This is a genomic window from Salmonella sp. 32020114201800008SM (assembly GCF_017572025.1).
Taxonomy (GTDB): domain Bacteria; phylum Pseudomonadota; class Gammaproteobacteria; order Enterobacterales; family Enterobacteriaceae; genus Salmonella; species Salmonella enterica.
Genome location: NZ_JAGEQM010000004.1, coordinates 246,734 through 272,525, shown reverse-complemented (window position 1 = coordinate 272,525; position 25,792 = coordinate 246,734). Strand labels below are relative to the sequence as shown.

The 25,792-nt window shown below is 53.4% G+C and carries 24 protein-coding genes and 1 other RNA gene; 7 read left to right on the top strand and 18 right to left on the bottom strand.

What is annotated here, in order from left to right:
- Positions 1 to 2: 2 nt before the first annotated feature.
- The 4 genes from prfB to xerD form a co-directional block, all read right to left on the bottom strand.
- A protein-coding gene (prfB, locus tag J4613_RS13575; RefSeq protein ID WP_010989230.1) for a peptide chain release factor 2 occupies positions 3 to 1,101 on the bottom strand; the annotation gives its coding sequence in 2 pieces (ribosomal slippage) (positions 3 to 1,025 and positions 1,027 to 1,101; 1,098 coding nt in all).
- Positions 1,102 to 1,205: 104 nt separating this feature from the next.
- On the bottom strand, positions 1,206 to 2,939 hold the full coding sequence (recJ, locus tag J4613_RS13570) for a single-stranded-DNA-specific exonuclease RecJ (protein WP_000813394.1): 1,734 nt from the start codon (positions 2,937 to 2,939) through the stop codon (positions 1,206 to 1,208).
- 5 nt (positions 2,940 to 2,944) lie between these two features.
- Positions 2,945 to 3,658, bottom strand: coding sequence for a bifunctional protein-disulfide isomerase/oxidoreductase DsbC (gene dsbC / locus J4613_RS13565; protein ID WP_000745621.1), 714 nt, complete (start codon positions 3,656 to 3,658; stop codon positions 2,945 to 2,947).
- A gap of 23 nt (positions 3,659 to 3,681) precedes the next feature.
- A complete protein-coding gene (xerD, locus tag J4613_RS13560; RefSeq protein ID WP_000434302.1) occupies positions 3,682 to 4,578 on the bottom strand; it encodes a site-specific tyrosine recombinase XerD in 897 nt (298 codons plus the stop codon).
- A 112-nt stretch (positions 4,579 to 4,690) separates the two neighbouring features.
- On the opposite strand from xerD, the gene fldB reads away from it, so the two are divergent.
- Positions 4,691 to 5,212 carry a flavodoxin FldB gene (gene fldB, locus J4613_RS13555; protein WP_001055885.1) on the top strand — a complete coding sequence of 174 codons (522 nt, stop codon included), beginning with the start codon at positions 4,691 to 4,693 and terminating at the stop codon, positions 5,210 to 5,212.
- A 52-nt stretch (positions 5,213 to 5,264) separates the two neighbouring features.
- Here the strand turns inward: fldB and J4613_RS13550 are convergent, their stop codons facing one another.
- Positions 5,265 to 5,678, bottom strand: coding sequence for a protein YgfX (locus tag J4613_RS13550; protein ID WP_000244756.1), 414 nt, complete (start codon positions 5,676 to 5,678; stop codon positions 5,265 to 5,267).
- Positions 5,659 to 5,925, bottom strand: a complete 267-nt coding sequence (sdhE, locus tag J4613_RS13545) for an FAD assembly factor SdhE (protein WP_000351186.1) — start codon at positions 5,923 to 5,925, stop codon at positions 5,659 to 5,661. Before sdhE ends, J4613_RS13550 begins: the two co-directional genes overlap by 20 nt.
- Before the next feature lie 249 nt (positions 5,926 to 6,174).
- Between sdhE and ygfZ the strand changes: the two genes are divergently transcribed.
- Positions 6,175 to 7,155: a tRNA-modifying protein YgfZ gene (ygfZ, locus tag J4613_RS13540; protein WP_000874176.1), complete on the top strand. Its 981-nt coding sequence runs from the start codon at positions 6,175 to 6,177 to the stop codon at positions 7,153 to 7,155.
- Between the two features lie 115 nt (positions 7,156 to 7,270).
- On the opposite strand, the gene J4613_RS13535 is transcribed toward ygfZ, so the two are convergent.
- Together J4613_RS13535 and yqfB are read right to left on the bottom strand one after the other, a co-directional pair.
- A complete protein-coding gene (locus tag J4613_RS13535) occupies positions 7,271 to 7,930 on the bottom strand; it encodes a hemolysin III family protein (RefSeq protein WP_000250289.1) in 660 nt (219 codons plus the stop codon).
- Between the two features lie 160 nt (positions 7,931 to 8,090).
- Positions 8,091 to 8,405: a N(4)-acetylcytidine aminohydrolase gene (yqfB, locus tag J4613_RS13530; protein WP_001182980.1), complete on the bottom strand. Its 315-nt coding sequence runs from the start codon at positions 8,403 to 8,405 to the stop codon at positions 8,091 to 8,093.
- Positions 8,406 to 8,559: 154 nt separating this feature from the next.
- Here yqfB and bglA point away from each other — a divergent pair, with 154 nt between their 5' ends.
- On the top strand, positions 8,560 to 9,993 hold the full coding sequence (gene bglA, locus J4613_RS13525) for a 6-phospho-beta-glucosidase BglA (RefSeq protein WP_001230141.1): 1,434 nt from the start codon (positions 8,560 to 8,562) through the stop codon (positions 9,991 to 9,993).
- Between the two features lie 47 nt (positions 9,994 to 10,040).
- Here the strand turns inward: bglA and J4613_RS13520 are convergent, their stop codons facing one another.
- From J4613_RS13520 to J4613_RS13485, 8 genes are all read right to left on the bottom strand, one after another.
- Positions 10,041 to 10,934 (bottom strand): transporter, encoded by an 894-nt coding sequence (locus J4613_RS13520; protein WP_000819375.1) that lies wholly within the window; start codon positions 10,932 to 10,934, stop codon positions 10,041 to 10,043.
- Positions 10,935 to 11,389: 455 nt separating this feature from the next.
- Positions 11,390 to 14,263 carry an aminomethyl-transferring glycine dehydrogenase gene (gene gcvP / locus J4613_RS13515; protein ID WP_000194985.1) on the bottom strand — a complete coding sequence of 958 codons (2,874 nt, stop codon included), beginning with the start codon at positions 14,261 to 14,263 and terminating at the stop codon, positions 11,390 to 11,392.
- 162 nt (positions 14,264 to 14,425) lie between these two features.
- Positions 14,426 to 14,815 carry a glycine cleavage system protein GcvH gene (gcvH, locus tag J4613_RS13510; protein WP_001295377.1) on the bottom strand — a complete coding sequence of 130 codons (390 nt, stop codon included), beginning with the start codon at positions 14,813 to 14,815 and terminating at the stop codon, positions 14,426 to 14,428.
- Between the two features lie 25 nt (positions 14,816 to 14,840).
- On the bottom strand, positions 14,841 to 15,935 hold the full coding sequence (gene gcvT / locus J4613_RS13505) for a glycine cleavage system aminomethyltransferase GcvT (RefSeq protein WP_000068733.1): 1,095 nt from the start codon (positions 15,933 to 15,935) through the stop codon (positions 14,841 to 14,843).
- 454 nt (positions 15,936 to 16,389) lie between these two features.
- Positions 16,390 to 17,592 carry an FAD-dependent 2-octaprenylphenol hydroxylase gene (gene ubiI / locus J4613_RS13500; protein WP_001192144.1) on the bottom strand — a complete coding sequence of 401 codons (1,203 nt, stop codon included), beginning with the start codon at positions 17,590 to 17,592 and terminating at the stop codon, positions 16,390 to 16,392.
- Between the two features lie 125 nt (positions 17,593 to 17,717).
- A complete protein-coding gene (gene ubiH / locus J4613_RS13495) occupies positions 17,718 to 18,896 on the bottom strand; it encodes a 2-octaprenyl-6-methoxyphenyl hydroxylase (RefSeq protein WP_000111142.1) in 1,179 nt (392 codons plus the stop codon).
- Positions 18,893 to 20,209, bottom strand: a complete 1,317-nt coding sequence (gene pepP, locus J4613_RS13490; RefSeq protein ID WP_000193681.1) for a Xaa-Pro aminopeptidase — start codon at positions 20,207 to 20,209, stop codon at positions 18,893 to 18,895. The genes ubiH and pepP overlap by 4 nt, the downstream gene beginning before the upstream one ends.
- 25 nt (positions 20,210 to 20,234) lie before the next feature.
- Complete coding sequence (locus J4613_RS13485) at positions 20,235 to 20,813, bottom strand: YecA family protein (RefSeq protein ID WP_000027236.1); 579 nt, start codon at positions 20,811 to 20,813, stop codon at positions 20,235 to 20,237.
- Positions 20,814 to 20,979: 166 nt separating this feature from the next.
- Between J4613_RS13485 and zapA the strand changes: the two genes are divergently transcribed.
- The 3 genes from zapA to J4613_RS13470 all read left to right on the top strand — a co-directional run bounded on the left by zapA (position 20,980) and on the right by J4613_RS13470 (position 22,169).
- Positions 20,980 to 21,309, top strand: a complete 330-nt coding sequence (gene zapA / locus J4613_RS13480) for a cell division protein ZapA (protein ID WP_001276011.1) — start codon at positions 20,980 to 20,982, stop codon at positions 21,307 to 21,309.
- A gap of 41 nt (positions 21,310 to 21,350) precedes the next feature.
- Positions 21,351 to 21,534: non-coding RNA, 6S RNA (ssrS, locus tag J4613_RS13475), on the top strand.
- Between the two features lie 20 nt (positions 21,535 to 21,554).
- Positions 21,555 to 22,169 (top strand): 5-formyltetrahydrofolate cyclo-ligase, encoded by a 615-nt coding sequence (locus tag J4613_RS13470; protein WP_012512869.1) that lies wholly within the window; start codon positions 21,555 to 21,557, stop codon positions 22,167 to 22,169.
- Between the two features lie 362 nt (positions 22,170 to 22,531).
- On the opposite strand, the gene serA is transcribed toward J4613_RS13470, so the two are convergent.
- A complete protein-coding gene (serA, locus tag J4613_RS13465; RefSeq protein WP_001151627.1) occupies positions 22,532 to 23,764 on the bottom strand; it encodes a phosphoglycerate dehydrogenase in 1,233 nt (410 codons plus the stop codon).
- A 266-nt stretch (positions 23,765 to 24,030) separates the two neighbouring features.
- Positions 24,031 to 24,690 (bottom strand): ribose-5-phosphate isomerase RpiA, encoded by a 660-nt coding sequence (gene rpiA / locus J4613_RS13460; protein WP_000189741.1) that lies wholly within the window; start codon positions 24,688 to 24,690, stop codon positions 24,031 to 24,033.
- A 153-nt stretch (positions 24,691 to 24,843) separates the two neighbouring features.
- Between rpiA and argP the strand changes: the two genes are divergently transcribed.
- Positions 24,844 to 25,737 carry a DNA-binding transcriptional regulator ArgP gene (argP, locus tag J4613_RS13455; RefSeq protein ID WP_000828345.1) on the top strand — a complete coding sequence of 298 codons (894 nt, stop codon included), beginning with the start codon at positions 24,844 to 24,846 and terminating at the stop codon, positions 25,735 to 25,737.
- Positions 25,738 to 25,792: the final 55 nt, after the last annotated feature.

Genomic DNA, 25,792 nt, shown 5'->3' with positions numbered 1-25,792 from the left:
CCTCATAGCCCTGCTTTCAAACTTGCTTCGATAAATTGATCCAGACTACCGTCCAGTACCGCCTGTGTATTGCGGGTTTCCACCCCAGTACGCAGGTCTTTAATGCGGGAATCGTCCAGGACATAGGAACGAATCTGGCTTCCCCAGCCGATATCGGACTTAGTGTCTTCCATCGCCTGTTTTTCAGCGTTCTTTTTCTGCATCTCCAGTTCATAAAGCTTCGCTTTCATCTGCTTCATGGCCTGGTCTTTGTTTTTGTGCTGCGAACGGTCGTTCTGGCACTGCGTCACGATTCCGGTTGGAATATGGGTGATACGCACGGCGGATTCCGTACGGTTAACGTGCTGACCGCCTGCGCCAGACGCGCGATAGACGTCGATACGCAGATCCGCCGGGTTAATGTCGATATCGATATCGTCGTCCACTTCCGGGTACACAAACGCGGAGCTAAACGAGGTATGACGGCGACCGCCGGAGTCAAACGGGCTTTTACGCACCAGACGATGTACGCCGGTTTCAGTGCGCAGCCAGCCATAGGCATATTCGCCGGAGATTTTGATAGTCGCGGACTTAATACCGGCGACTTCCCCTTCCGATTCTTCAATGACTTCCGTCTTGAAGCCGCGCGCTTCCGCCCAACGCAGATACATACGCAGCAACATGCTGGCCCAGTCCTGCGCTTCAGTACCACCGGAACCGGCCTGAATATCGAGATAGCAATCGGCGCTATCGTACTCGCCGGAGAACATCCGGCGGAATTCCAACTGCGCCAGCTTCTCTTCCAGCGTATTCAGTTCCGCGACGGCTTCGTTAAACGTCTCTTCGTCGTCAGCTTCTACCGCCAGTTCCAGCAGCCCGGAAACGTCGTCCAGCCCCTGAGTCATTTGATCAAGCGTATCGACGATCGCTTCGAGCGATGAACGCTCTTTTCCCAGCGCCTGCGCGCGCTCAGGTTCGTTCCAGACATCCGGCTGTTCCAGCTCGGCGTTTACTTCTTCCAGACGCTCTTTCTTAGCATCGTAGTCAAAGATACCCCCTAAGAACGTTGGTGCGTTCCGTGAGGTCCTGAATGCGGTTATTCACCGGGTTAATTTCAAACATGGTCTGATTTCTTTTATTTGACTTGTCAAAATGCGGTTATAAGGGCGAAATATTAGCGGATTTCGCCCCTTAATTACAGCGAAAGTGTTGTTAAATCGCCCCGATCATAGCGGCCAAATATCATCGATAATAATCTGTAAACTACGGTTGCCGCGAAACTCGTTAATGTCCAGTTTATAAGCCAGTTCTACCTCCCGCACGCCGTTATCCGGCCAACAGGTCGTATCAATATTAAATGCGATGCCATCCAACAGCGGGCCGCCGCCGACAGGCTCCACCATCACCTTGAGGTGACGCTCGCCCACCAGACGCTGCTGTAGCAGACGGAAACGACCATCGAATAACGGTTCCGGGAACATTTGCCCCCACGGTCCGGCATCCCGCAACAGTTGCGCCACTTCCATAGACATCTCCGCCGCGCTTAATGGACCATCGGAGATCACCTCGCCTTGCAACAGGGCAGGATCGAGCCATTCCGTCACCAGCTCGCCAAACCGTTGCTGAAACTGCTCGAATTTATGCTCTTCCAGCGACAATCCCGCCGCCATCGCATGGCCGCCGAACTTGATCATCAGATCAGGGTAAAGGGTATCCAGCCGTTCCAGCGCATCGCGCATATGCAGCCCCTGAATCGATCGGCCTGAGCCTTTTAGCGTGCCGTCGCCCGCAGGCGCAAAGGCGATCACCGGGCGGTGAAAACGCTCTTTAATGCGCGACGCCAGAATTCCGACCACGCCCTGGTGCCATTCAGGATGATACATCGCCAGACCGCCCGGAAGCGTTTCACTACTGCGCTCAAGCTTTTCGCACAGGATAAGCGCTTCCGCCTGCATCCCCTGCTCTATTTCTTTGCGCGTCTGGTTAAGCGCATCCAGCTCGCTGGCCAGAACACGCGCTTCGCCGAGGTTATCGCACAACAGTAACGCCACACCAACGGACATATCATCCAGCCTGCCGGCAGCATTCAGGCGAGGCCCCAACGCGAAGCCTAAATCACTGGCGGCAAGCTGCTGCGGATCGCGATTCGATATCTCCAGCAACGCTTTAATTCCCGGACGGCATTTCCCGGCACGAATACGACTTAGCCCTTGCCAGGTCAGAATACGGTTGTTAGCGTCCAGCGGCACAACGTCTGCTACCGTTCCCAACGCCACTAAATCCAGCAGCTCCGCCAAATTCGGCGGCGCAATGTTGCGCTCGTCGAACCATCCTTTGTCGCGCAAAAATGTTCGCAACGCCAGCATCAGGTAAAACGCCACGCCGACGCCCGCCAGCGACTTAGACGGGAATTCGCAGTCGCGCAGATTGGGATTAATAATCGCTTCGGCATCCGGCAACGTGTCGCCAGGCAGGTGGTGATCGGTCACGATCACCGGAATCCCCAACGTCTTTGCATGCGCTACGCCGGCGTGGGATGAGATGCCGTTGTCTACGGTGACGATAAGCTGCGCGCCGCGCGCCTTCGCCTGATCGACCACTTCCGGGCTTAAACCGTAGCCGTCTTCAAAGCGATTAGGCACCAGATAACTGATGTTGTCACATCCCAACGCACGCATTCCCAATACGCTTAGCGCAGTACTGGTCGCGCCGTCGGCGTCAAAATCGCCAACAACAATAATGCGGGTACCTTCGCGAAAGGCGTTGTAGAGAATCTCCACCGCGTTATCTATGCCGCTAAGCTGTTGCCAGGGCAGCATTCCTTTCACGCTGCGCTCCAGTTCGCGGGCGCTACGAACGCCCCGGCTGGCATATAAACGTCGTAGTAATGGAGGAAGATCGGCGGGGAGTTCCGCCGTCTCATCAGCCTCGCGCCGACGAAGTTGTCTCTGTTGTTTCACGCGTATTATTTACCACTGGTCTGTTTTTGATGCTCATCAAGAAACGCTTGCATCTCTTTCGGTCCCTGATAGCCAGGCACCACATAGCCGTTACTCAATACAATGGCTGGCGTACCGCTAACGCCCAACTGCACGCCCAACGCATAATGATCAGCAATGTTCACGTCACAGCTTGCCGGTTTCACGCCCTTACCTGCCATGGCGTCATCAAACGCTTTGTTTTTGTCTTTGGCGCACCAGATAGATTTCATATCCTGCTCCGCCTGGCTTTCCAGCCCCTGGCGCGGAAAAGCCAGATAACGTACCGTGATCCCCAGCGCGTTATAATCTTTCATCTCTTCATGTAGCTTATGACAATAGCCGCAGGTGATATCGGTAAAAACAGTAATGACATGTTTCTCATCCGGCGCTTTATAGACGATCATCTCTTTTTCCAGCGCATTTAGCTGGCTCATCAGCAGTTTGTTCGTCACGTTTACCGGATGCGCGCCGCTCACGTCATACATCGGCCCTTGAATAATATGTTTGCCGTCATCAGTGACGTACAGTACGCCGCTGTGAGTGAGGACGGTTTTCATCCCTGCCACTGGCGAGGACTGAATTTCCGTACTCTGAACGCCCAGCTTAGCCAGCGACTGACGGATAGCCGCATCATCCGCATGGGCCACGCCTGAAAACGCCGCCGCCAGTAAAGTGAACATCATAAAACGCTTTTTCATAAACTATCCTTTCCTGTCAGCACTCATGCCCGCGGATGGTGCTGTTGATGAAGTTGACGCAAACGCTCCGTTGCGACATGCGTATAAATTTGTGTCGTCGAAAGATCGCTATGCCCAAGTAGCATTTGTACAACGCGCAAGTCGGCGCCGTGATTCAGCAAATGCGTGGCGAAAGCGTGACGTAAAACATGCGGCGATAGTTTTTCGCTATCGATTCCAGCCAGTACCGCATAATGTTTAATACGGTGCCAGAAGGTCTGTCGCGTCATCTGCTGCGCACGCTGGCTGGGGAATAATACGTCAATCGATACGCCATTGAGTAACCAGGGACGCCCATGCTCCAGATACGTTTCCAGCCAATATACCGCCTCTTCACCTAACGGCACCAACCGCTCTTTATTGCCTTTACCGATAACCCGCACCACGCCCTGCCGCAGACTGATATCGCTCATTGTCAGCCCCACCAGTTCCGACACGCGCAAACCGGTGGCATACAGCACTTCCAACATAGCTTTATCGCGCAGCTCCAAAGGTTGATCAATAAGCGGCGCCTGCAAGAGCCGCTCAACCTGCGCCTCGCTAAGGTCTTTCGGTAAACGCTGCGGAAGCTTAGGCGAGGCCAACTGCGCGCTCGGATCATCCTCACGATACTTTTCACGGTACAGATGCTGGAAGAAGCGCCGCATAGCGCTTAACAGGCGTGCGGAACTGGTCGCTTTGTATCCGCCCTCCACCCGTTCAGCCAGCAGCGTTTGTAAATCATCAGCCTGCGCCGTCGCAAGCGTTTTTCCGCGATGATGCAACCACGCAACGACCATCGATAAATCGCGACGATACGCGCTTAATGTATTTTCCGCCAGATTTCGTTCCAGCCACAGGGCATCCAGAAACTGCTCAATACGCGCTAAATCCTGTTCCATTCGCGCTCCCCACTTCACGCTGACTTTGGGTGCATTATGCCTCATTGTGCCGTGAATGCAGCGATTCTGTTACACTACCCGCAACGCTATAGCAGAATCGAGATGTAACGTAATGAACATGGGTCTTTTTTACGGTTCCAGCACGTGCTACACCGAGATGGCCGCAGAGAAAATTCGCGATATCCTCGGCCCGGAGCTGGTGACATTACATAACCTTAAGGATGACGCCCCCGCCTTAATGGAGCAGTACGACGTGCTCATTTTAGGCATCCCCACCTGGGATTTTGGCGAAATTCAGGAGGACTGGGAAGCCGTCTGGGAGCAACTGGACGATCTCAATCTGGAAGGCAAAATCGTTGCGCTTTACGGTATGGGCGACCAGCTCGGCTACGGTGAGTGGTTCCTGGATGCGCTGGGTATGTTGCATGACAAACTTGCCCTCAAAGGCGTTAAATTTGTCGGCTACTGGCCCACAGAAGGCTACGAATTTACCAGCAATAAACCGGTCATTGCGGATGGGCAACTGTTTGTCGGCCTGGCGCTGGATGAAACGAACCAGTACGATCTCAGCGATGAGCGTATACAGACCTGGTGTGAACAAATTCTCGGCGAAATGGCCGAACACTACGCCTGAAACCTTACTCGCTGTATTTCCCTCTCGACGGAACCGCGTTTACGCCGTTCCGTCAGTGTTGGCCTGATATCGGCTGCTGTAACAGTATCCGACGCAACTCACGCCATTCCGCTTCTTCCATGCTATCCGCCGCCAGCCATAAATGCTGATGACGTCCAGACTCTGCGCGTAAACGCAACACCATCCCGCTCTTCAGTAACCAGGGCGGACGCAAGAGCGTCCAGTCCTGCCCCTGCCAGCGTAAGCGCCCGTCCATGAGTAGCTTGATCTCTCCCTGGCAGGTATTAATCCTGCGCTGGCTACGTACACAGTCAAACACGACCAGCGACAGTAGTATCATCCATAACGGGGTATAACTCAGCGGCCAGGGCATCAATAAAATCACCGCGGCAACCAGCCCATGAATGAGCAATGAGATCCACTGAGCGCGCCATGAGACGCGTAAATCAGATTGCCACAGGACCACGTTCCCGATTCCGTGTCTGAATGAGTCGGACCATCTGTTCCAGTTCAGCGTCAGCCGGTTTACCGTGATTCATTAACCAATTAAATAAATCCGGGTCGTCACTCTGCAACAAACGGACAAAAATACGCTTTTCTTCATCACTTAAACTATCGTACTCATGTTCAAAAAACGGCATGATGGAAATATCAAGTTCGCGCATACCGCGACGACATGCCCAGTGAATACGTGCTTTATTGTGAATATCCATGTTCTTCCTGCCTCGCGAAAATGAAGTACCGGGCTATTGTAACGTGTTTTTGGCGTTGTTTTACGGGAATCTCAGTAATCTGGAACGCGATCGCGAAATAAAAGGCTGGGAATCAATATGTTCATCCATTTGGGATACCGCCTCGCAAAACGATCAATCCGCTCTCAATGGGCTATTTAAAGCACTTGCAATGACCGATGGCTCTTTTACCATTAACCATTATTGTTGCAGCTAACCAGGACATTATTTATGGCTTTTATCTCCTTTCCACCGCGTCATCCTTCATCGTCAGCCCGCCTGCCGCTGACGCTGATCGCGCTTGACGACTGGGCGCTGTCGACCATTACCGGCGTAGACAGTGAAAAGTATATTCAGGGCCAGGTCACCGCTGACGTAAGCCAGATGACTGAACAGCAACACCTTCTCGCCGCCCACTGCGATGCTAAAGGTAAGATGTGGAGCACTCTGCGCCTGTTCCGTGAGCGCGACGGTTTCGCCTGGATTGAACGCCGTAGCGTGCGTGAAGCACAATTAACGGAGCTGAAAAAGTACGCCGTATTTTCCAAAGTGGTCATCGCGCCAGATGACGAACGCGTATTGCTTGGCGTGGCCGGTTTTCAGGCCCGCGCGGCGCTGGCTAATGTCTTTAGCGAACTGCCCAATAGCGAAAATCAGGTGGTCAGAGACGGCGCCTCCACGCTGCTATGGTTTGAACATCCTGCGGAACGATTCCTGCTTGTCACCGATGTCGCGACGGCCAACATGTTAACGGAGAAGTTGCATGGCGAAGCCGAACTGAATAACAGCCAACAGTGGCTGGCGTTGGATATTGAAGCAGGCATTCCGGTGATTGACGCGGCGAACAGCGGTCAGTTTATCCCCCAGGCGACTAACCTACAGGCGCTGGGCGGCATCAGCTTCAAGAAAGGCTGCTACACCGGGCAGGAGATGGTCGCACGGGCAAAATTCCGCGGCGCCAATAAACGCGCGCTTTGGTTGCTGGCGGGCAAAGCCAGCCGGGTACCGGAAGCAGGAGAAGATCTGGAGCTACAGATGGGCGAGAACTGGCGTCGTACCGGCGCTATTCTGGCGGCGACGCAGTTGGACGATGGTCAGTTACTGGTTCAGGCCGTCATGAATAACGATTTAGAAGCCGAAAGCGTCTTCCGCGTTCGCGACGATGCCAACACCCTGCATATCGTCCCGCTGCCTTACTCGCTGGAAGAGTGATATCACGTTAAAAGCTGGATAGCCTGATAGCGCAACGCCATCAGGCTCGCACGTGCTGCTCTCGTAGGCCGGATAAGGTACGACAGCGCCGCCATCCGGCACGGGCATCCGGGAATTACGCCTGTCCCACATACAAATAGATAGCCAGGAAGTGGCACACGCTGCCGCCCAGCACAAAGCCATGCCAGATGGCGTGGTTATAAGGTATGCGTTTGCAAACATAGAAAATTACGCCCAGCGAGTAAACGACGCCACCTACCGCCAGCAGCGTCACGCCGCCTATCGCCAGCTTAATCGCCAACTGATAAACCACTATCAGCGACAGCCAGCCCATTGCCAGATACGTAACCAGTGAAAGCACTTTAAATCGGTGCGCAATCGTCAACTTGAAGAGGATACCGAATAGCGCCAGGCTCCAGATCACAATCATTAGTCCGCGCGCCAGCGGCGAATCCAGACCTACCAGCAGAAATGGCGTATAGGTTCCGGCAATGAGCAGATAGATAGCGCAGTGATCAAATTTCTTTAACCAGATTTTTGCCCGCTGATGAGGAATGGCATGATAAAGCGTTGAGGCAAGAAAAAGCAGGATCATGCTCCCGCCATATAAACTGTAGCTGGCGATAGCCGTCATACCCGCATTCGCCTCTACCGCCTGAACCAACAACAGCACCAGGCCGACAATACCAAATACCAATCCAATGCCGTGGCTAATACTGTTGGCGATTTCCTCAGCCAGCGAATATCCCTGCGTCATTAATGGTTTTTGCACCATAACTTACTCCGGAGAAACGTTCATAACGATGAACTGCGCCTCTAGCGTAACTGAGAATGGTTCCAGTGAACACATGTTAGCTAAAATAAATTCGCAAAATTAAATTTTCTTTCTTATTCAATAATTTAATCACAGAAACTCAACTAACACGCGTTCATATTTATCGAAGGCATTTAAAATCAATCACATAAAATTGCGTCTGGTTGGGATAGATTTCAGCAATGACCCGTTTCAGCTCATCAAGCGACATATTTTCCTGTTGCGCATGTTTTTCGTTCAGCGTATCCAGCGTCACAGTTGACGTTCCTGTCACTTCGATTGTGCAAAAATAGCCATCATCTTCGAACCGCCCCACGCGTAGCACATCGCCTGCTTTAAAGTGGGACTCGGAGACATCACGAATAGTGATGGTTTTACGCCCTGCCAGAATGTCATTCTGGAAACGTTGAAAGAAAGTAATGTCGTTTGGCTGCATGTGGTTATCCCCCTGAATATGGCCCCTTGAAGTGGATGTTACGATCTGAATGTGTTCTTGTCCCGACACGCGAGCATCCTGGAGTTTTGCGTACGCTTTACATGCCATTTGGTGCAGAATGATAACAGACTAAATAAATTGAGATTATGCAACAATGAGAAAACTCACCTTGCCAAAAGATTTTTTATGGGGCGGCGCGGTTGCTGCACACCAGGTTGAAGGCGGCTGGAATAAAGACGGTAAAGGCCCCAGCATCTGCGACGTGCTAACCGGCGGCGCACACGGCGTGCCACGCGAAATCACCCAGAATGTCGTTGCTGGCAAATACTATCCGAACCACGAGGCGGTGGATTTTTACGGACATTACAAAGAAGACATCCGTCTTTTCGCCGAAATGGGGTTCAAATGCTTCCGTACCTCTATTGCCTGGACGCGTATCTTCCCGAATGGCGACGAATCCCAGCCAAACGAGGCCGGTCTGAAATTCTACGACGACATGTTTGATGAGTTACTCAAATACAACATCGAACCGGTCATTACCCTTTCTCACTTTGAAATGCCATTACATCTGGTACAGCACTACGGCGGCTGGACCAATCGTAAGGTCGTTGATTTCTTTGTCCGTTTTGCTGAAGTCGTGTTTGAACGCTACAAACATAAGGTCAAATACTGGATGACCTTCAATGAAATCAACAATCAGCGAAACTGGCGCGCGCCGCTGTTTGGCTACTGCTGTTCCGGCGTAGTGTATACCGAGCATGAGAATCCAGAAGAAACCATGTATCAGGTCTTACATCATCAGTTTGTCGCCAGCGCGCTGGCGGTAAAAGCGGCACGTCGTATTAATCCACAGATGAAAGTTGGCTGTATGCTGGCGATGGTCGCGCTGTATCCTTTCTCCTGTAAACCAGAAGATGTGATGTTTGCTCAGGAGTCGATGCGTGAACGCTACGTCTTTACCGATGTGCAGCTGCGCGGCTATTACCCGTCCTATGTGTTGAACGAGTGGGAGCGCCGCGGATTTAACATCAAAATGGAAGATGGCGATCTTGAAGTGCTGCGCGAAGGCACCTGCGATTATCTTGGTTTCAGTTATTACATGACCAACGCGGTCAAAGCCGAAGGCGGTAGCGGCGATGCGATTTCCGGTTTTGAAGGCAGCGTACCGAACCCCTATGTTAAAGCATCTGACTGGGGCTGGCAGATTGACCCGGTGGGCCTGCGTTATTCATTGTGTGAACTGTACGAACGCTATCAAAAGCCGCTGTTTATTGTCGAAAACGGTTTTGGTGCTTACGACAAAGTAGAAGAAGATGGCAGCATCAACGACGACTACCGAATTGACTACCTGCGCGCCCATATTGAAGAGATGAAAAAAGCGGTGACTTACGATGGTGTCGACCTGATGGGCTACACGCCGTGGGGCTGCATCGACTGCGTGTCGTTCACCACCGGTCAGTACAGCAAGCGCTACGGCTTCATCTACGTGAACAAGCACGATGACGGTACGGGCGATATGTCGCGTTCGCGTAAGAAGAGCTTCAACTGGTACAAAGAGGTGATTGCCAGCAACGGCGAGAAGCTTTAACTCCTGCACGTTACCCGCCAGTCGGCGGGTAACACTTTGAACGAGTCTTACCAGGTCTTACCTATTTTAAATTCCCAGCGTACATCTTCCATTTTGGTTGGCGACTTCGCTTCCTGCATTACCGGGAAGAAGGCTCCGGCACCAAACCATAATTTCAGTGAATCGACGGCAATATTAAATGACGGACCAACAACCCATTCGGTAGTTCCAGAATGGTTATTAATTACGCTGCCATTAGACAGTTTTTTCGTTCCAGAGGCATTATTGCTGTAGGCACTTTCCAGACCAAGATCCAGCGGTAAATCGCTAAACATATACCGCACCTGGGTATTCCACTGGAATTCGTTACCTCGTTTCACGTCCTGGTTACCGCGCTCAAATGGTCCCTGATAGACAAAACCCATATCCCCTTTAATGTTAGGAGTAAATAATTTTGTTAAAGTGAGTGTTACTCTTCCTCCCCAGGCGCTATTCCCAGGCAAATGATTATCTCCATCTTGCCCGGTGGGTAGTAATACTGCCCCACCTACCGTAACCCAAAACGGATCACCTCTTCGCTGGCTCATTAAAGCATAATTGACCCCCACCGATTGGTCGCCCATTCCCTCTATGTGCTCAGGAGACAGATTGTCTCGTTTGTTATTGATATAGGAACCCACTGTTGATAATTCCAGTCTGTCGGTCAAACCGTAACGAATCTTCAATAACCATATCTGGGAGTAAACATCCGGACTTCCGTGCCCCTCGATTTGATGATCTTTATCGCGAAATGAGCTATTCACGGCGGTTAATAACTTTCCTTCCGGCAATACTGAACCACCAGAAATAGCGGTATTAACTGGTGCACCTAATAGATTACTGGGATTATTTTCTCCGTTAGCTGCCATTGCATTCATTAATAGAAAATATGTCATTAATGGCAGAAATATAAATCGTTTCATTATTCCCTCCAGGTATAAAAAACAAAGCGCTAAGTTAATAAATATTTACGTTATTTATGCTTATTTTTAATTTATAATTTAAATTAATAACTTGATGAATTTAATATACGGAAATTTTTGTAACTATATTGAGAGGTAAATAACGATTCCGGAGAGAAACTATTTGTAACTACATGTAAATATACTGTGTTGTTTTGATTAAATAACAGCAAGGTAAAAATGATGCACAATGAATCATTAGGCTCTAAAAAAGCGGTAATTTAATTCTGGCTAATACACTGATACAAACGCCAGGTTGCCTGACAGGAGCCAACGATTTACTGTAATATATTGAATTAGAAACAATTTGTAGCCTGAATAAGGCACTCACACTGCATCCGACATAAACAAAGCGCATTTTATTAACAAGCTGAAAAGGCGCCGAAGCGCCTTTAGAAAACAGTCGAATCAGTAAATTACTGGTAGTCGCTAATCGGTACGCAGGAGCAGAACAGGTTGCGGTCGCCATAAACATCATCCAGACGTTTCACCGTCGGCCAGTATTTGTCTGCCACGCCTGCCGGGAATACGGCAACTTCACGGCTGTACGGATGCGCCCACTCGGCGACCAGTTCGCTCTGAATGTGCGGCGCGTTCACCAGCGGGTTATCTTCCTGCGGCCAGACACCCGCTTTCACCTGGTCAATCTCTGCGCGAATAGCCAGCATCGCATCGATAAAGCGATCCAGCTCAGCCTTACCTTCAGATTCCGTCGGCTCTACCATCAGCGTGCCCGCCACCGGGAACGACATGGTTGGCGCATGGAAACCGTAGTCGATCAGACGCTTGGCAATATCCAGCTCGCTGATGCCGGTTTCTTCTTTCAATGGGCGAATATCAAGAATACATTCGTGCGCCACACGGCCATCGCGACCAGTATACAGTACCGGATAGGCATCTTTCAGACGGCTGGCAATGTAGTTAGCGTTAAGAATCGCGACCTGACTTGCCTGCTTCAGGCCTTCTGCGCCCATCATGCGGATGTACATCCAGCTGATTGGCAGGATAGAGGCACTACCGAACGGCGCCGCAGACACCGCGCCCTGACGGGTGAGCATCCCTTCAATTTGCACCACGCTATGGCCCGGTACGAACGGTGCCAGATGCGCTTTCACGCCGATCGGTCCCATGCCTGGGCCACCGCCGCCGTGCGGAATGCAGAAAGTTTTATGCAGGTTAAGATGCGAAACGTCCGCGCCAATAAAGCCCGGTGAGGTAATGCCGACCTGAGCGTTCATGTTCGCGCCGTCAAGGTAAACCTGACCGCCGAACTGGTGCACAACTTCACACACCTCACGGATCGTTTCTTCATACACGCCGTGGGTGGACGGATAGGTCACCATGATGCAAGAGAGGTTCGCAGCATGTTGTTCTGCTTTTGCCCGCAGATCGTCCAGGTCGATGTTGCCGTTCTTATCACACGCCACAACCACCACCTGCATTCCTGCCATATGTGCAGAAGCAGGGTTAGTGCCGTGAGCAGAGGCCGGAATCAGGCAGATATCGCGATGCCCTTCGTTGCGGCTTTCGTGATAGTGACGAATCGCCAGCAGCCCCGCGTATTCCCCCTGTGCGCCGGAGTTAGGCTGCATACAGACGGCGTCGTACCCGGTGAGTTTCACCAGCCAGTCAGAAAGCTGGCTAATCATCTGATGATATCCTTCGGCCTGTTCCGGCGGGCAGAACGGATGCAGTTCAGCGAATTCCGGCCAGGTGATAGGAATCATCTCGGCGGCGGCGTTCAGCTTCATGGTGCAGGAACCCAGCGGGATCATCGCCTGGTTCAGCGCCAGATCTTTACGCTCCAGCGAGTGCATATAGCGCATCATCTCGGTTTCGCTGTGGTAACGGTTAAATACCGGATGCGTCAGAATCGCATCGTCACGCAGCATACTTTGCTGAATAGAACGGCTATCAAGCGCCACGTCTTTATCCAGTGTTTCAATGTTCAGACCGTGGCTGTCGCCCAGCAAAACATTGAACAACTGCGCCACATTCTCACGGGTGGTGGTTTCATCGAGGGTAATACCCACCGCGTTATGAATATCGCTGCGCAGGTTGATCTCTGCCGCTTCCGCACGCGCCAGTACCGCAGCTTTATCAGCCACTTCCACACACAGGGTGTCGAAGTAGTGCGCATGACGCAGCTTTAAGCCTTTCTGTTGCAGACCTGCCGCCAGAATATCGGTCAGGCGGTGGATACGATTCGCAATGCGCTTCAGACCGACCGGACCATGATAAACGGCATACAGACTGGCGATGTTAGCCAGCAGTACCTGCGAGGTACAAATGTTGGAGTTCGCTTTCTCACGGCGGATATGCTGCTCGCGAGTCTGCATCGCCATGCGCAGTGCGGTATTGCCCGCCGCATCTTTTGAGACGCCGATAATACGGCCTGGCATGGAGCGTTTAAATTCGTCTTTGGCGGCAAAGAACGCCGCATGCGGGCCACCGTACCCCATCGGTACGCCGAAGCGTTGCGCAGAGCCGAAAACAATGTCCGCGCCCTGTTTACCCGGCGCGGTAAGCAGCACCAGCGCCATAAAATCGGCGGCGACGCTGACCACAACTTTACGGGCTTTGAGTTCGCTAATCAGCGCGCTGTAATCGTGAATTTCGCCCGTGGAGCCAACCTGCTGCAACAGCACGCCAAACACATCCTGGTGATCCAGTGCTTTCGCCGCGTCATCCACAATGACGTCAAAGCCAAAGGTTTCGGCGCGAGTACGCACGACGTCCAGAGTTTGCGGATGGACATCAGAGGCGACAAAGAACCGGTTGGCATTTTTCAGTTTGCTGACGCGCTTTGCCATCGCCATCGCTTCAGCGGCGGCGGTCGCTTCATCCAGCAGCGAGGCGGAAGCCATGTCCAGCCCCGTCAGGTCCAGCGTCACCTGTTGGAAGTTGAGCAGCGCTTCCAGACGCCCCTGAGAGACTTCCGGTTGATACGGGGTATAAGCGGTGTACCAGCCTGGATTTTCCAGCATGTTGCGCAGGATAACTGGCGGTAGCTGCACGGCGGTGTAGCCCATGCCAATGTACGACGTGAAGCGCTTGTTACGCCCGGCGATGGCTTTTAATTCCGCCAGTGCGGCATATTCGGTTGCCGCCTCGCCAACCTGCGGCGGAGTCGCGAGCTGAATGTCTTTCGGCACAATCTGACCTGTCAGCGCGTTTAACGACTCGGCGCCAACCGCATTCAGCATCTCTTGTTGCTGTACGGCGTCCGGTCCGATGTGGCGTTCAATGAAAGCGCCGCGGTTTTCAAGCTGGCTTAACGTCTGTGTCATGGGCGATGGTTCCTGAAACGTGCAGTGAATCGTGATTGTCTCTAACTCAATTGCCCGGTGGCGCTGACGCTTACCGGGCCTACGCGTGCGAAAACGAATACGCAAAATCATTCGCGTTGCAGTGAGTAGGCCGGATAAGCATTAGCGCCATCCGGCACAACATTATTCGTCTTCTAACAATGCCTCATACGCGGTGGCATCCAGCAGCGATTCAAGTTCGCTTTCATCGCTGGCTTTGATTTTAAAGATCCAGCCACCGGCATACGGTTCGCTGTTCACCAGCTCCGGGGAGTCGCTCAGCGCATCGTTTACCGCCACGATCTCACCGCTTACCGGCGCATAAATGTCGGACGCCGCTTTTACGGACTCCGCCACGGCGCAGTCGTCGCCCGCGCTTACGGTCGCGCCGACTTCCGGCAGATCAACAAAAACCATATCGCCCAACAGCTCCTGAGCGTGTTCAGTAATGCCAACGGTGTAAGTGCCATCCGCTTCTTTACGCAGCCATTCGTGTTCTTTGCTGTATTTCAGTTCTGCGGGTACGTTGCTCATCAATTAATCTCCAAAAAAGGATGAATCACGCGACGGCTTTGCCGTTACGCACAAAAACAGGTTTAGTCACTTTTACCGGCATTTCACGGTTACGAATTTGTACAATCGCCGTCTCGCCGATGCCCGCCGGAACACGCGCCAGCGCAATGCTGTAGCCCAACGTTGGGGAAAACGTCCCGCTGGTGATAATGCCTTCTTGCTGATTGCCCTGCGCATCGGTAAAACGCACCGGCAGTTCATTACGCAATACGCCTTTCTCGGTCATCACCAGACCGACAAGCTGCTCATGGCCTTTTTCACGCTGCATCTCCAGCGCCTCACGGCCAATAAAGTCGCGGTCAGCAGGTTCCCAGGCGATAGTCCATCCCATATTAGCCGCCAGCGGAGAGATACCTTCATCCATCTCCTGACCGTACAGGTTCATGCCAGCTTCCAGACGCAGCGTGTCGCGCGCGCCAAGACCGCACGGCTTCACGCCCGCCTCCACCAGCGCACGCCAGAAATCCGCCGCTTTTTCATTCGGCATGGCGATTTCATAGCCCGCTTCGCCGGTATAACCGGTGGTGGCGATAAACAAATCGCCCGCCTGAACGCCGAAGAACGGCTTCATACCTTCTACTGCATGGCGCTGTTCGTCAGTAAACAGAGTCGCCGCTTTTTCCTGCGCATTCGGCCCCTGTACCGCAATCAGCGACAGGTCGTCACGAACGGTAATGTCGATGGCATAAGGTTCAGCGTGTTGGGTAATCCAGGAGAGGTCTTTTTCGCGGGTGGCGGAGTTAACAACGAGACGGAAGAAATCTTCAGTGAAGTAGTAGACGATAAGGTCATCAATCACGCCGCCCGATGCGTTAAGCATACCGGAGTAGAGGGCTTTACCCGTCTTCGTTAGCTTCGCGACGTCGTTGGCCAGCAGATAACGTAGAAACTCTCGTGTGCGGCTGCCATGAAGATCGACAATGGTCATATGCGATACATCAAACATCCCGGCATCGGTGCGCACAGCGTGGTGTTCATCAAGCTGAGAGCCGTAATGCAGGGGCATCATCCAGCCATGAAAATCGACCATGCGGGCGCCGCATAGCGTGTGTTGTTCGTACAAAGGCGTCTGTTGGGCCATCTTTTCCTCGTTGAATTAGCGGGGGCTAACAACCATTTTCATGGGAAATCTTCGCCACGAAACCTGGCATCGACGCCCTTTTTCCTGCGCCGACGCAAACGTTCTCTTGCTCCTGAACTTACCACCGAACCAGGCGCTAAACCATAAGGCTGAATTTACCATCACATTAGCTTATGACTAAAAAACGCCAAAACCCCATCAGCACAAAAAACCACTATTACGCTAAATAACCTCCATAAAAATGAAGCTGATACGATTTATCACAACATAAATTAATATTAAATGTGGAAAAAATGTCGAAAATCTCGTTCGCAAAAAATAGTGGCATTAGAAAATATAATGCGAAATAAGCGGTGAAATTAGATTATTTCAAACGAGGAAAGCCCCCCGGCGCGATAGCCGGGAAAGCAAAGTGTGACGGGTTTCAAACTCTTGCTGGCGTGCAGTCAGACGCTTAACGAAGCCATTGCGGAAGGTCGTTTAGCCCCATTGCCTGGCGAAGCAGTTGGGGTTTGACGCCGGGGAGCGTATCCGCCAGTTTCAGTCCGATGTCGCGCAGCAATTTTTTTGCCGGATTTTCGCCGGCAAACAGGTCACGAAAACCTTGCATCCCGGCAAGCATCATCGCCGCACTATGTTTACGGCTACGCTCATAACGACGGAGATAAAGATGTTGGCCAATGTCTTTGCCCTGGCGCTGAAGCCGACGCAGATCGTCCACCAGTTCGGCCGCGTCCATAAAGCCGAGGTTGACGCCTTGCCCTGCCAGCGGATGGATGGTGTGCGCGGCATCGCCGACTAACGCCAGACGATGCGCGGCAAACTGGCGAGCATAGCGGCCCGTCAGCGGAAAAACCTGCCGTTCGCTTTCCAGGCGGCATAAGCCCAGCCGATTATCGAAGGCGATAGTCAACGCCTGGTTAAACGCCTCGTCGCCGCTCTGTTGCATACGCTCCGCATCCTGCGGAGAAAGCGACCAGACAATGGAACACAGATGCGGATCGCTTAACGGCAAAAACGCCAGAATACCTTCACCATGAAACACCTGGCGAGCAACCGCGCCGTGCGGCTCTTCGGTGCGGATAGTCGCTACCAGCGCATGGTGACGGTAGTCCCAGAAAGTTAAGGGAATATCCGCTTTGTTACGCAGCCAGGAGTTGGCGCCATCCGCGGCAATCACCAGACGCGCGGTTAACATCGCGCCGTCTTTTAAAGTCAGGAAGGCGTCGTTCTCTCCCCAGGCAACCTGCTGTAACTCCGCTGGCGCCATTAAGGTGATATCCGCCGCTTGCTGCGCTTTTTGCCACAATGCGTAGTGAATGACGCTGTTTTCAACAATATGCCCCAGATGGCTATATCCCATGCTTGCGTCATCAAACGTAATACGGCCAAAGCTGTCTTTATCCCAGACTTCCATACCGTGGTAGCAACTTGCCCGTCGCGCCACAATGTTTGACCATACGCCAAGACGGGTAAGCAGTTTTTCGCTGGCGGCATTAATCGCCGACACCCGAAGCTGAGGCGGCGCATCGTTCGCCAACGGCTGGGGGACAACGTGATCCAGTACCGCAACGCGCAAACCGCTCCCCTGCAAGCCGCAGGCGACAGCCAGTCCCACCATGCCTCCGCCAACTATTGCTACATCAACACTTTGCACTATTTACTCCTGGAAACCGGAACAATCAAAACCGTAGGCCGGATAAGGCGAAGCCGCCATCCGGTATTTTTACGAACACGATGCCGGATGGCGGCGTGAACGCCTTATCCGGCCTACAGATCGGCTTAACGCGCAACCCAACCTAAGGTCCGCTGTGCCAGCGCATCGCGCGCAGGTGGTAATAATTCCATCGCCATTAAACCGATATTGCGCCCAATAACCAGCGGCGCCCAACGATTTGCAAACAGATGGACCAGACCGTTCGTTACGCCAATCGTCGTATCCCGGTCAACCTGACGACGCTGCTGATAGCGCGATAACACGTGCCAGGCGCCAATATCCTCGCCCGCGTCCTGTGCCGCGACCAGCGTTTCCGCCAGGCTCATGACATCGCGCAGACCGAGATTAAACCCTTGTCCGGCGATAGGATGCAACGTCTGCGCCGCATTGCCGACCACGACAGTCCGGTGAGTAAACACTTTCGCCGCCGTAGTCAGGGCAAGCGGATACGCGCTGCGCTTACCGGCCTGAGTAATTCGCCCCAGCCGCCAGCCGAACGCGGCCTGCAATGCATGGCAGAACTGCGCGTCGGACCAGCTCAGCACCTCATCGCGCTGGTCGAGCGGGTGACACCAAACCAGCGAACATCGGCCATGCGACATCGGCAACATCGCCAGCGGGCCATTGGGGGTAAAACGTTCAAAGGCGCGTCCCTGGTGCGGGATAGCGGTTGCGACATTCGCTATCACCGCTAACTGTTCGTAAGGCTCCTGATGCCAGTCAACGCCGCAGGCTGACGCGAGCGCGGAGTGGGTACCGTTAGCCGCCACCAGCACGCTGCCAGCTATCACATTGCCGTTTTCCAGAGTGACGTTAACCTGCTGTTGGGTACGCGACACGCTGGCTACGCGCTCCGGGCAGTGCAGCGTAACGCCTGGCGCTTTACGCAAGAGCGCAAACAGACGCAGCCCGATATCATGCAGCTCCGCAACGTGCCCCAACGCTGCCAGACTGTAGTCCTGCGCGTCGAGAGTCACAAATCCGGCATGGCCGCGATCGCTGACGTGTACGGTGTTGATTGCCGTTGCGCAATCGGAAATCGCCTGCCAGACGCCAATTCGCGCCAGTTGCTGACAAGTGCCCGCCGCCAGCGCAATCGCTCTGGCGTCAAAGCCGGGATGACCGTCGGCTTCAGGCGCTTTCGCTTCAATCAGGTGTACCGGCAACGTCCCATGACTGAACTGAGAGATGGCCAGCGCCAGCGTCGCGCCTGCCATGCCGCCGCCAACGATAATGACGCTCATTGCTGCCGCGCCGCCGCCATTAATGCCTCAATGTCATCCGCCTTCTTCACAACGCCAGCGGTCAGGTTTTCATTACCGGTTTCGGTAATGACAATGTCATCTTCAATTCGAACGCCAATGCCGCGATACGCTTCCGGCACGTCGGCATCCGGCGCGATATAGAGGCCTGGCTCTACGGTCAGCACCATGCCCGGCTCCAGGATGCGGGAGCGATCCGGCCCATAAACGCCGACATCATGAACATCCAGCCCCAGCCAGTGGCTCAAGCCATGCATAAAGAAAGGACGATGCGCATTTTCGGCAATCAGTTGATCAACCTCCCCTTGCAAAATCCCCAGCTTCACCAGCCCGGTTATCATGATGCGCACGACTTCGCCGGTCACCTCCTGAATAGAGGTACCAGGACGGAACAGTCGCAGGCTGGTCTCCAGCGATTCCAGAACGATGTCATAAATTTCACGCTGGGCTGGCGTAAATTTCCCGTTCACCGGGAAAGTACGCGTGATGTCGCCCGCGTAACCTTTATATTCACAACCCGCGTCGATAAGCACTAAATCGCCGTCGCGCATTTCACTTTCGTTTTCAGTGTAATGCAGGATACAGCCATTTTCGCCGCTGCCGACAATGGTGTTATAGGAGGGATAGCGCGCGCCGTGGCGATTAAATTCGTGGTGAATTTCCCCCTCCAGTTGATACTCAAACATCCCCGGACGGCATTTTTCCATCGCGCGGATATGCGCCAGCGCGCTAATTTCCCCGGCGCGGCGCAGGACAGCAATCTCTTCCGGCGATTTGAACAGGCGCATCTCATGGACGATCGGTCGCCAGTCAGTCATAGTGGCCGGCGCGGTCAGATTCTGGCGGGAGCCTTTACGCAGCTTCTCCAGCGCAGCCAGAACAATCTCGTCGGCATACGCATATTCGCCCTGCGCGTGGTACACCACATCCAGACCATTAAGCAACTGAAAGAGTTGCTGGTTGATTTCGCTAAACGCCAGCGCCCGGTCAACGCCCAGTTTTTCCGGCGCGGCATCCTGTCCTAAACGGCGACCAAACCAGATTTCCGCCGTCAGGTCGCGAACGCGGTTGAACAAAACGCTGTGGTTGTGGGTGTCATCACTCTTAATCAGTACCAGCACGGCTTCCGGTTCGTTAAAACCGGTGAAATACCAGAAGTCGCTACTCTGGCGATACGGATATTCACTGTCTGCGCTGCGCGTCGCCTCCGGCGCGGCAAAGATCAGCGCGGCGCTGCCGGGCTGCATTTGCGCCAGTAATGCCTGGCGACGGCGTTGGTATTCCTGCTGAGTCATGACATGGCCTCCATTTCGTTTTTTCTTAGTGTAGCGTCGGTTTACGCACTTCCGGCGCGGTCGGCTGTTGGCGCGTGAAAGTGTCATGACATAACAGCGCCGCAACACGGACATATTCGATGATCTCTTCGAGCGACATCTCCAGCTCTTCCTGATCTTCGCTCTCATCATAACCAAGCTGCGCAATATTACGCAGGTCGTCAATCGCTTCACCCGTTTCGCCGGTGACTTTATCAAGTTTAGGCTGCGTTACGCCGAGGCCAAGCAAAAAGTGGTTAACCCACCCGGCTAAGGCATCTGCGCGATCGAATACGCTGACATCGTCGCCTTCAGGCAGATAAAGCTGAAAAAGAAAGCCGTCGTCTTCCAGCGCGTCGCTGGTCGCCGCGTGCATTTTGCGCAGCGCCTGAGCAAGCTCATGCCCGAAGGCCAGACCTTCGTTCGTCAGATCGTGCAACAGCGGCTGCCATGAGCTGTCGTTGTTGCCGCCGCAAATCATCCCGCTGATTAAACCATGCATTTCAGCCGGGGTCAGACCGGCCCCTTGTTGATTCAAAAACCGGTTCATTTCGTTGTAACCAGGCATTTCGTTCTGTATAGACATAAGCATTCGTCATCAAAGGGAGGATATTCATGATATGCTACCACTTTGGACCCTGGTGAACCAGAAAAGGGCTTGTATCTTCACACCAGGGTAGCTATAGTGTCGCCCCTTCGCGGACCCTGGGTCTGGAGACGAAGGCAGCGCAGTCAATCAGCAGGAAGGTGGCATGTCTGCACAACCCGTCGATATCCAAATATTTGGCCGTTCACTGCGAGTGAATTGCCCGCCTGACCAAAGGGATGCGTTGAATCAGGCTGCGGACGATCTGAATCAGCGGTTGCAAGATCTGAAAGTTCGCACTAGAGTCACAAATACTGAGCAGTTGGTTTTCATTGCCGCATTGAATATCAGCTATGAGTTAACTCAGGAAAAAGCGAAGACCCGCGATTACGCGGCGAGCATGGAACAACGTATTCGGATGCTACAACAGACCATCGAACAGGCGTTGCTTGATCAAGGTCGCATAACCGAAAAAACGGGCCAAAACTTTGAATAACACTTTTCGCTTTACTATGGTAAAGTGATTGTGAAAACAGAATTTCTCTGAGATGTTTGCAAGCGGGCCAGTCCCCTGAGCCGATATTTCATACCACAAGAATGTGGCGCTCCGCGGTTGGTGAGCATGCTCGGTCCGTCCGAGAAGCCTTAAAACTGTGACGACACATTCACCTTGAACCAAGGGTTCAAGGGTTACAGCCTGCGGCGGCATCTCGGAGATTCCCCTTCTGACTGGCGACAGCTATGACGCAACTTCCCGAACTCTCTTTATCACGACAAGAAATCCGCCGAATGATTCGGCAACGTCGCCGTGCGCTGACGCCAGAGCAGCAACGCCGCTTTGGTCAACAGGCCGCCGCCCGAATGCTCAGCTTTCCTCCCGTCGTGATGGCGCACACTGTCGCCGTGTTTCTCTCCTTTGATGGCGAACTCGACACCCAGCCGCTGATAGAACAGCTATGGCAAGCGGGCAAGCGCGTCTACCTTCCGGTTCTTCATCCCTTTAGCCCTGGCAACCTCCTGTTCCTGCACTATCATCCGCAGAGTGCGCTGGTGACCAACCGCTTAAAGATCCAGGAGCCACGGCTTGATGTCCGCGACGTATTGCCGCTGCCAAAGCTGGATGTGCTGGTAACGCCGTTAGTCGCGTTTGACGAAGACGGGCAGCGCCTGGGGATGGGCGGCGGATTTTATGACCGTACGTTGCAAAACTGGCAGCAGCATAAGATCCTACCCGTGGGCTACGCGCATGATTGCCAGTTAGTAGAAAAACTGCCAGTTGAAGAGTGGGATATCCCGCTGCCTGCGGTGGTGACGCCGTCCAAAATTTGGGAGTGGCAGCCGTGTTTTGTCGATTGACAGCGTCGCTTTTTTGACCTAAATTTCTCGGTGAAGGGTGAGGGAGGCGAACCTCCCTCCTGCGTACTCACTGTTAATATGCTGGGCAAGCGATGATTAACAGGATCAGCAGCATGATGACGTATCTCATCATCGTCCCTTTCCTTTTTAGAGCCCCTGCCTCGGTAGGGGCTTTCCCGTTTCAGCGCTATGCTGAGCCCTTATCGTAAATTCCTTTTATTGCTGTACAACACGCAACGCTGCCTTTAATTACCAATTGCGGCAAGGCTCGAAAACAGAATGTATGCGTTACACGAAGAGATGTTGAGGCAGGGAAACCAGAGAAAGGATGGGCAGGTCATCTCCTGCCCATTTAGCGGAAATTAGTACAGCAGACGGGCGCGAATGGTGCCCGGAATCGCCTTCATCGCCAGCAGCGCTTTCTCCGCCACATCGCCATCGGCTTCTATATCAATTACCACATACCCCATTCGGGCGGAGGTTTGCAGATACTGTGCGGCAATGTTAACGCCCTGCTCGGCAAAGATCTGGTTAAGCGCGGTCAATACGCCCGGGCGGTTTTCGTGGATGTGCATCAGGCGACGACCACCGTGCAGCGGCAGCGACACTTCCGGGAAGTTCACGGCGGACAGCGTCGAGCCGTTATCCGAGTACTTAATCAGTTTTCCTGCGACTTCCAGACCGATGTTTTCTTGCGCCTCCTGCGTCGAGCCGCCGATATGCGGCGTCAGGATCACGTTATCGAATTCGCACAGCGGAGAGGTAAACGGATCGCTATTAGTGGCCGGTTCCGTCGGGAAGACGTCGATAGCCGCCCCCGCCAGATGTTTCGTCGCCAGCGCGTCGCACAAAGCCGGGATATCCACTACCGTACCGCGCGCGGCGTTAATCAGCAGCGAACCCGGCTTCATCAGGGCAATCTCTTTTGCGCCCATCATGTTTTTGGTGGAGGCGTTTTCAGGTACGTGCAGACTGACCACATCGCTCATATTCAGCAATTCAGACAGGTGCTGCACCTGAGTTGCGTTACCAAGCGGCAGTTTATTTTCAATATCATAGAAATAGACATGCATCCCCAGCGATTCCGCCAGAATGCCCAACTGCGTTCCTATATGGCCGTAACCGATAATGCCAAGCTTTTTACCGCGCGCTTCGAACGATCCCGCCGCCAGTTTATTCCATACGCCGCGGTGCGCTTTGGCGTTCGCTTCCGGCACGCCGCGCAGCAGCAGCAATAGCTCGCCAATCACTAGCTCCGCCACGGAACGGGTATTCGAGAATGGCGCGTTAAAGACCGGAATACCGCGTTTTGCCGCCGCATTTAAATCCACCTGGTTGGTGCCGATGCAAAAACAGCCAATCGCCACCAGCTTCTCTGCGGCGTTAATCACTTCTTCTGTCAGATGAGTACGGGATCGCAGACCGATGAAGTGGGCATCGCGGATGGACGCTTTCAACTGTTCAGCGTCCAGCGCGCCCTTGTGATATTCAATGTTGGTGTAACCTGCCGCACGAAGGCTTTCCAGCGCCTTTTGATGCACCCCTTCAACCAGCAGAAATTTAATTTTATCTTTCTCCAGCGATACCTTTGCCATTTCCCCGATCCTGTCTTTTTTTGCCATCTGATGTTGTGTGTGGATTTGCATCCGTCCTTCAACATATCAAAAAAAATTATCACGGCAATATGAACGTTTGCGCCAGCGTCGTGAAGGAATCGCATACAGCGGGAAATAGCAGATGAAAATACCGGGAATAACTTTTTCTTTGGAGGGATCGGCAGGGCAAACGATTAAACGTGATACATGTCACCAAATTTGCCCTGACCGAATTTTTTACGCGGCAGGAAATACGCCTGGTGGGATCATTTTACGATGGTTTTCACCCCGTCCGGCGTGCCGATCAGTGCGACATCGGCGCCACGGTTGGCGAACAACCCTACGGTCACGACGCCCGGAATCGCGTTAATGGCGTTTTCCAGCGCGATGGGATCAAGGATTTCCATACCATAAACATCCAGAATCACGTTGCCGTTATCCGTGACCACGTTCTGACGGTACTCCGGACGCCCGCCCAGCTTCACCAGTTGACGAGCGACCGCGCTGCGCGCCATCGGAATCACTTCGACCGGCAACGGGAATTTGCCAAGAATATCCACCTGTTTAGAGGCATCCGCAATACAAATAAATTTCTCTGCCACGGAAGCAATAATTTTCTCACGGGTTAATGCCGCGCCGCCGCCTTTGATCATCTGCATATGACCGTTGATTTCGTCCGCGCCATCGACATAGATACCCAGGCTATCCACTTCGTTGAGATCAAACACATGAATACCGAGGCCTTTGAGTTTTTCAGTCGAGGCGTCCGAGCTGGAGACCGCGCCTTCAATCTGGCCTTTCATTGTGCCCAGCGCATCAATAAAGTGTGCGGCCGTTGAGCCTGTACCAACGCCCACAATGGTGCCGGGCTGTACATACTGAAGTGCCGCCCATCCTACCGCTTTTTTCAGTTCATCCTGCGTCATAGATCGTTTCGCCTGTGGTGTGAAAATACAGCCGCATTATAGAACATTGTCGGGAAAAATCTCCGTGTCCGTACACAGGCTACGGATTTCATCTGTACCGACGGCAAATTTATGTCATAGTGCGGAAAAAAATAACAGGAGCATGACACAACAATGAAACGTCCGGACTACAGAACACTACAGGCGCTGGATGCCGTTATACGTGAACGAGGATTCGAGCGCGCCGCCCAGAAGCTGTGCATCACGCAATCCGCCGTCTCACAGCGCATAAAACAGCTTGAGAATATGTTCGGACAACCTTTATTGGTGCGTACCGTTCCTCCTCGCCCTACGGAGCAAGGGCAAAAATTACTGGCTCTGCTGCGTCAGGTTGAACTGCTGGAAGAAGAGTGGCTGGGCGATGAACAAACCGGCTCTACGCCGCTGCTGCTGTCGCTGGCGGTTAACGCCGACAGTCTGGCGACCTGGCTGCTTCCGGCGCTGGCGCCGGTACTGGCGGACTCCCCTATCCGTCTCAATTTACAGGTGGAAGATGAAACGCGCACGCAAGAACGTCTGCGGCGCGGCGAGGTGGTGGGCGCGGTGAGTATACAGCATCAGGCGCTACCCAGTTGCCTGGTGGACAAACTGGGCGCACTCGACTATCTGTTTGTCGCGTCAAAGCCGTTTGCCGAGCGCTATTTCCCCAATGGCGTTACCCGGTCGTCGCTGCTAAAAGCGCCCGCCGTCGCGTTCGACCATCTGGATGATATGCATCAGGCCTTTTTGCAACAGAATTTCGATCTACCGCCCGGCAGCGTGCCGTGCCATATCGTTAATTCATCCGAAGCATTTGTACAGCTTGCGCGTCAGGGCACGACCTGCTGCATGATCCCTCACCTGCAGATTGAGAAAGAGCTGGAAAGCGGCGAGTTGATCAACTTAACGCCTGGTTTGCTGCAGCGCCGGATGCTTTACTGGCACCGCTTTGCCCCGGAAAGCCGGATGATGCGCAAAGTGACCGACGCGCTGCTGGAGTACGGGCACAAGGTGCTGCGTCAGGATTAGCCTCTCTATGAATGCCGGATGGCGGCGTGAACGTCTTATCCGGCCTGCATGACCC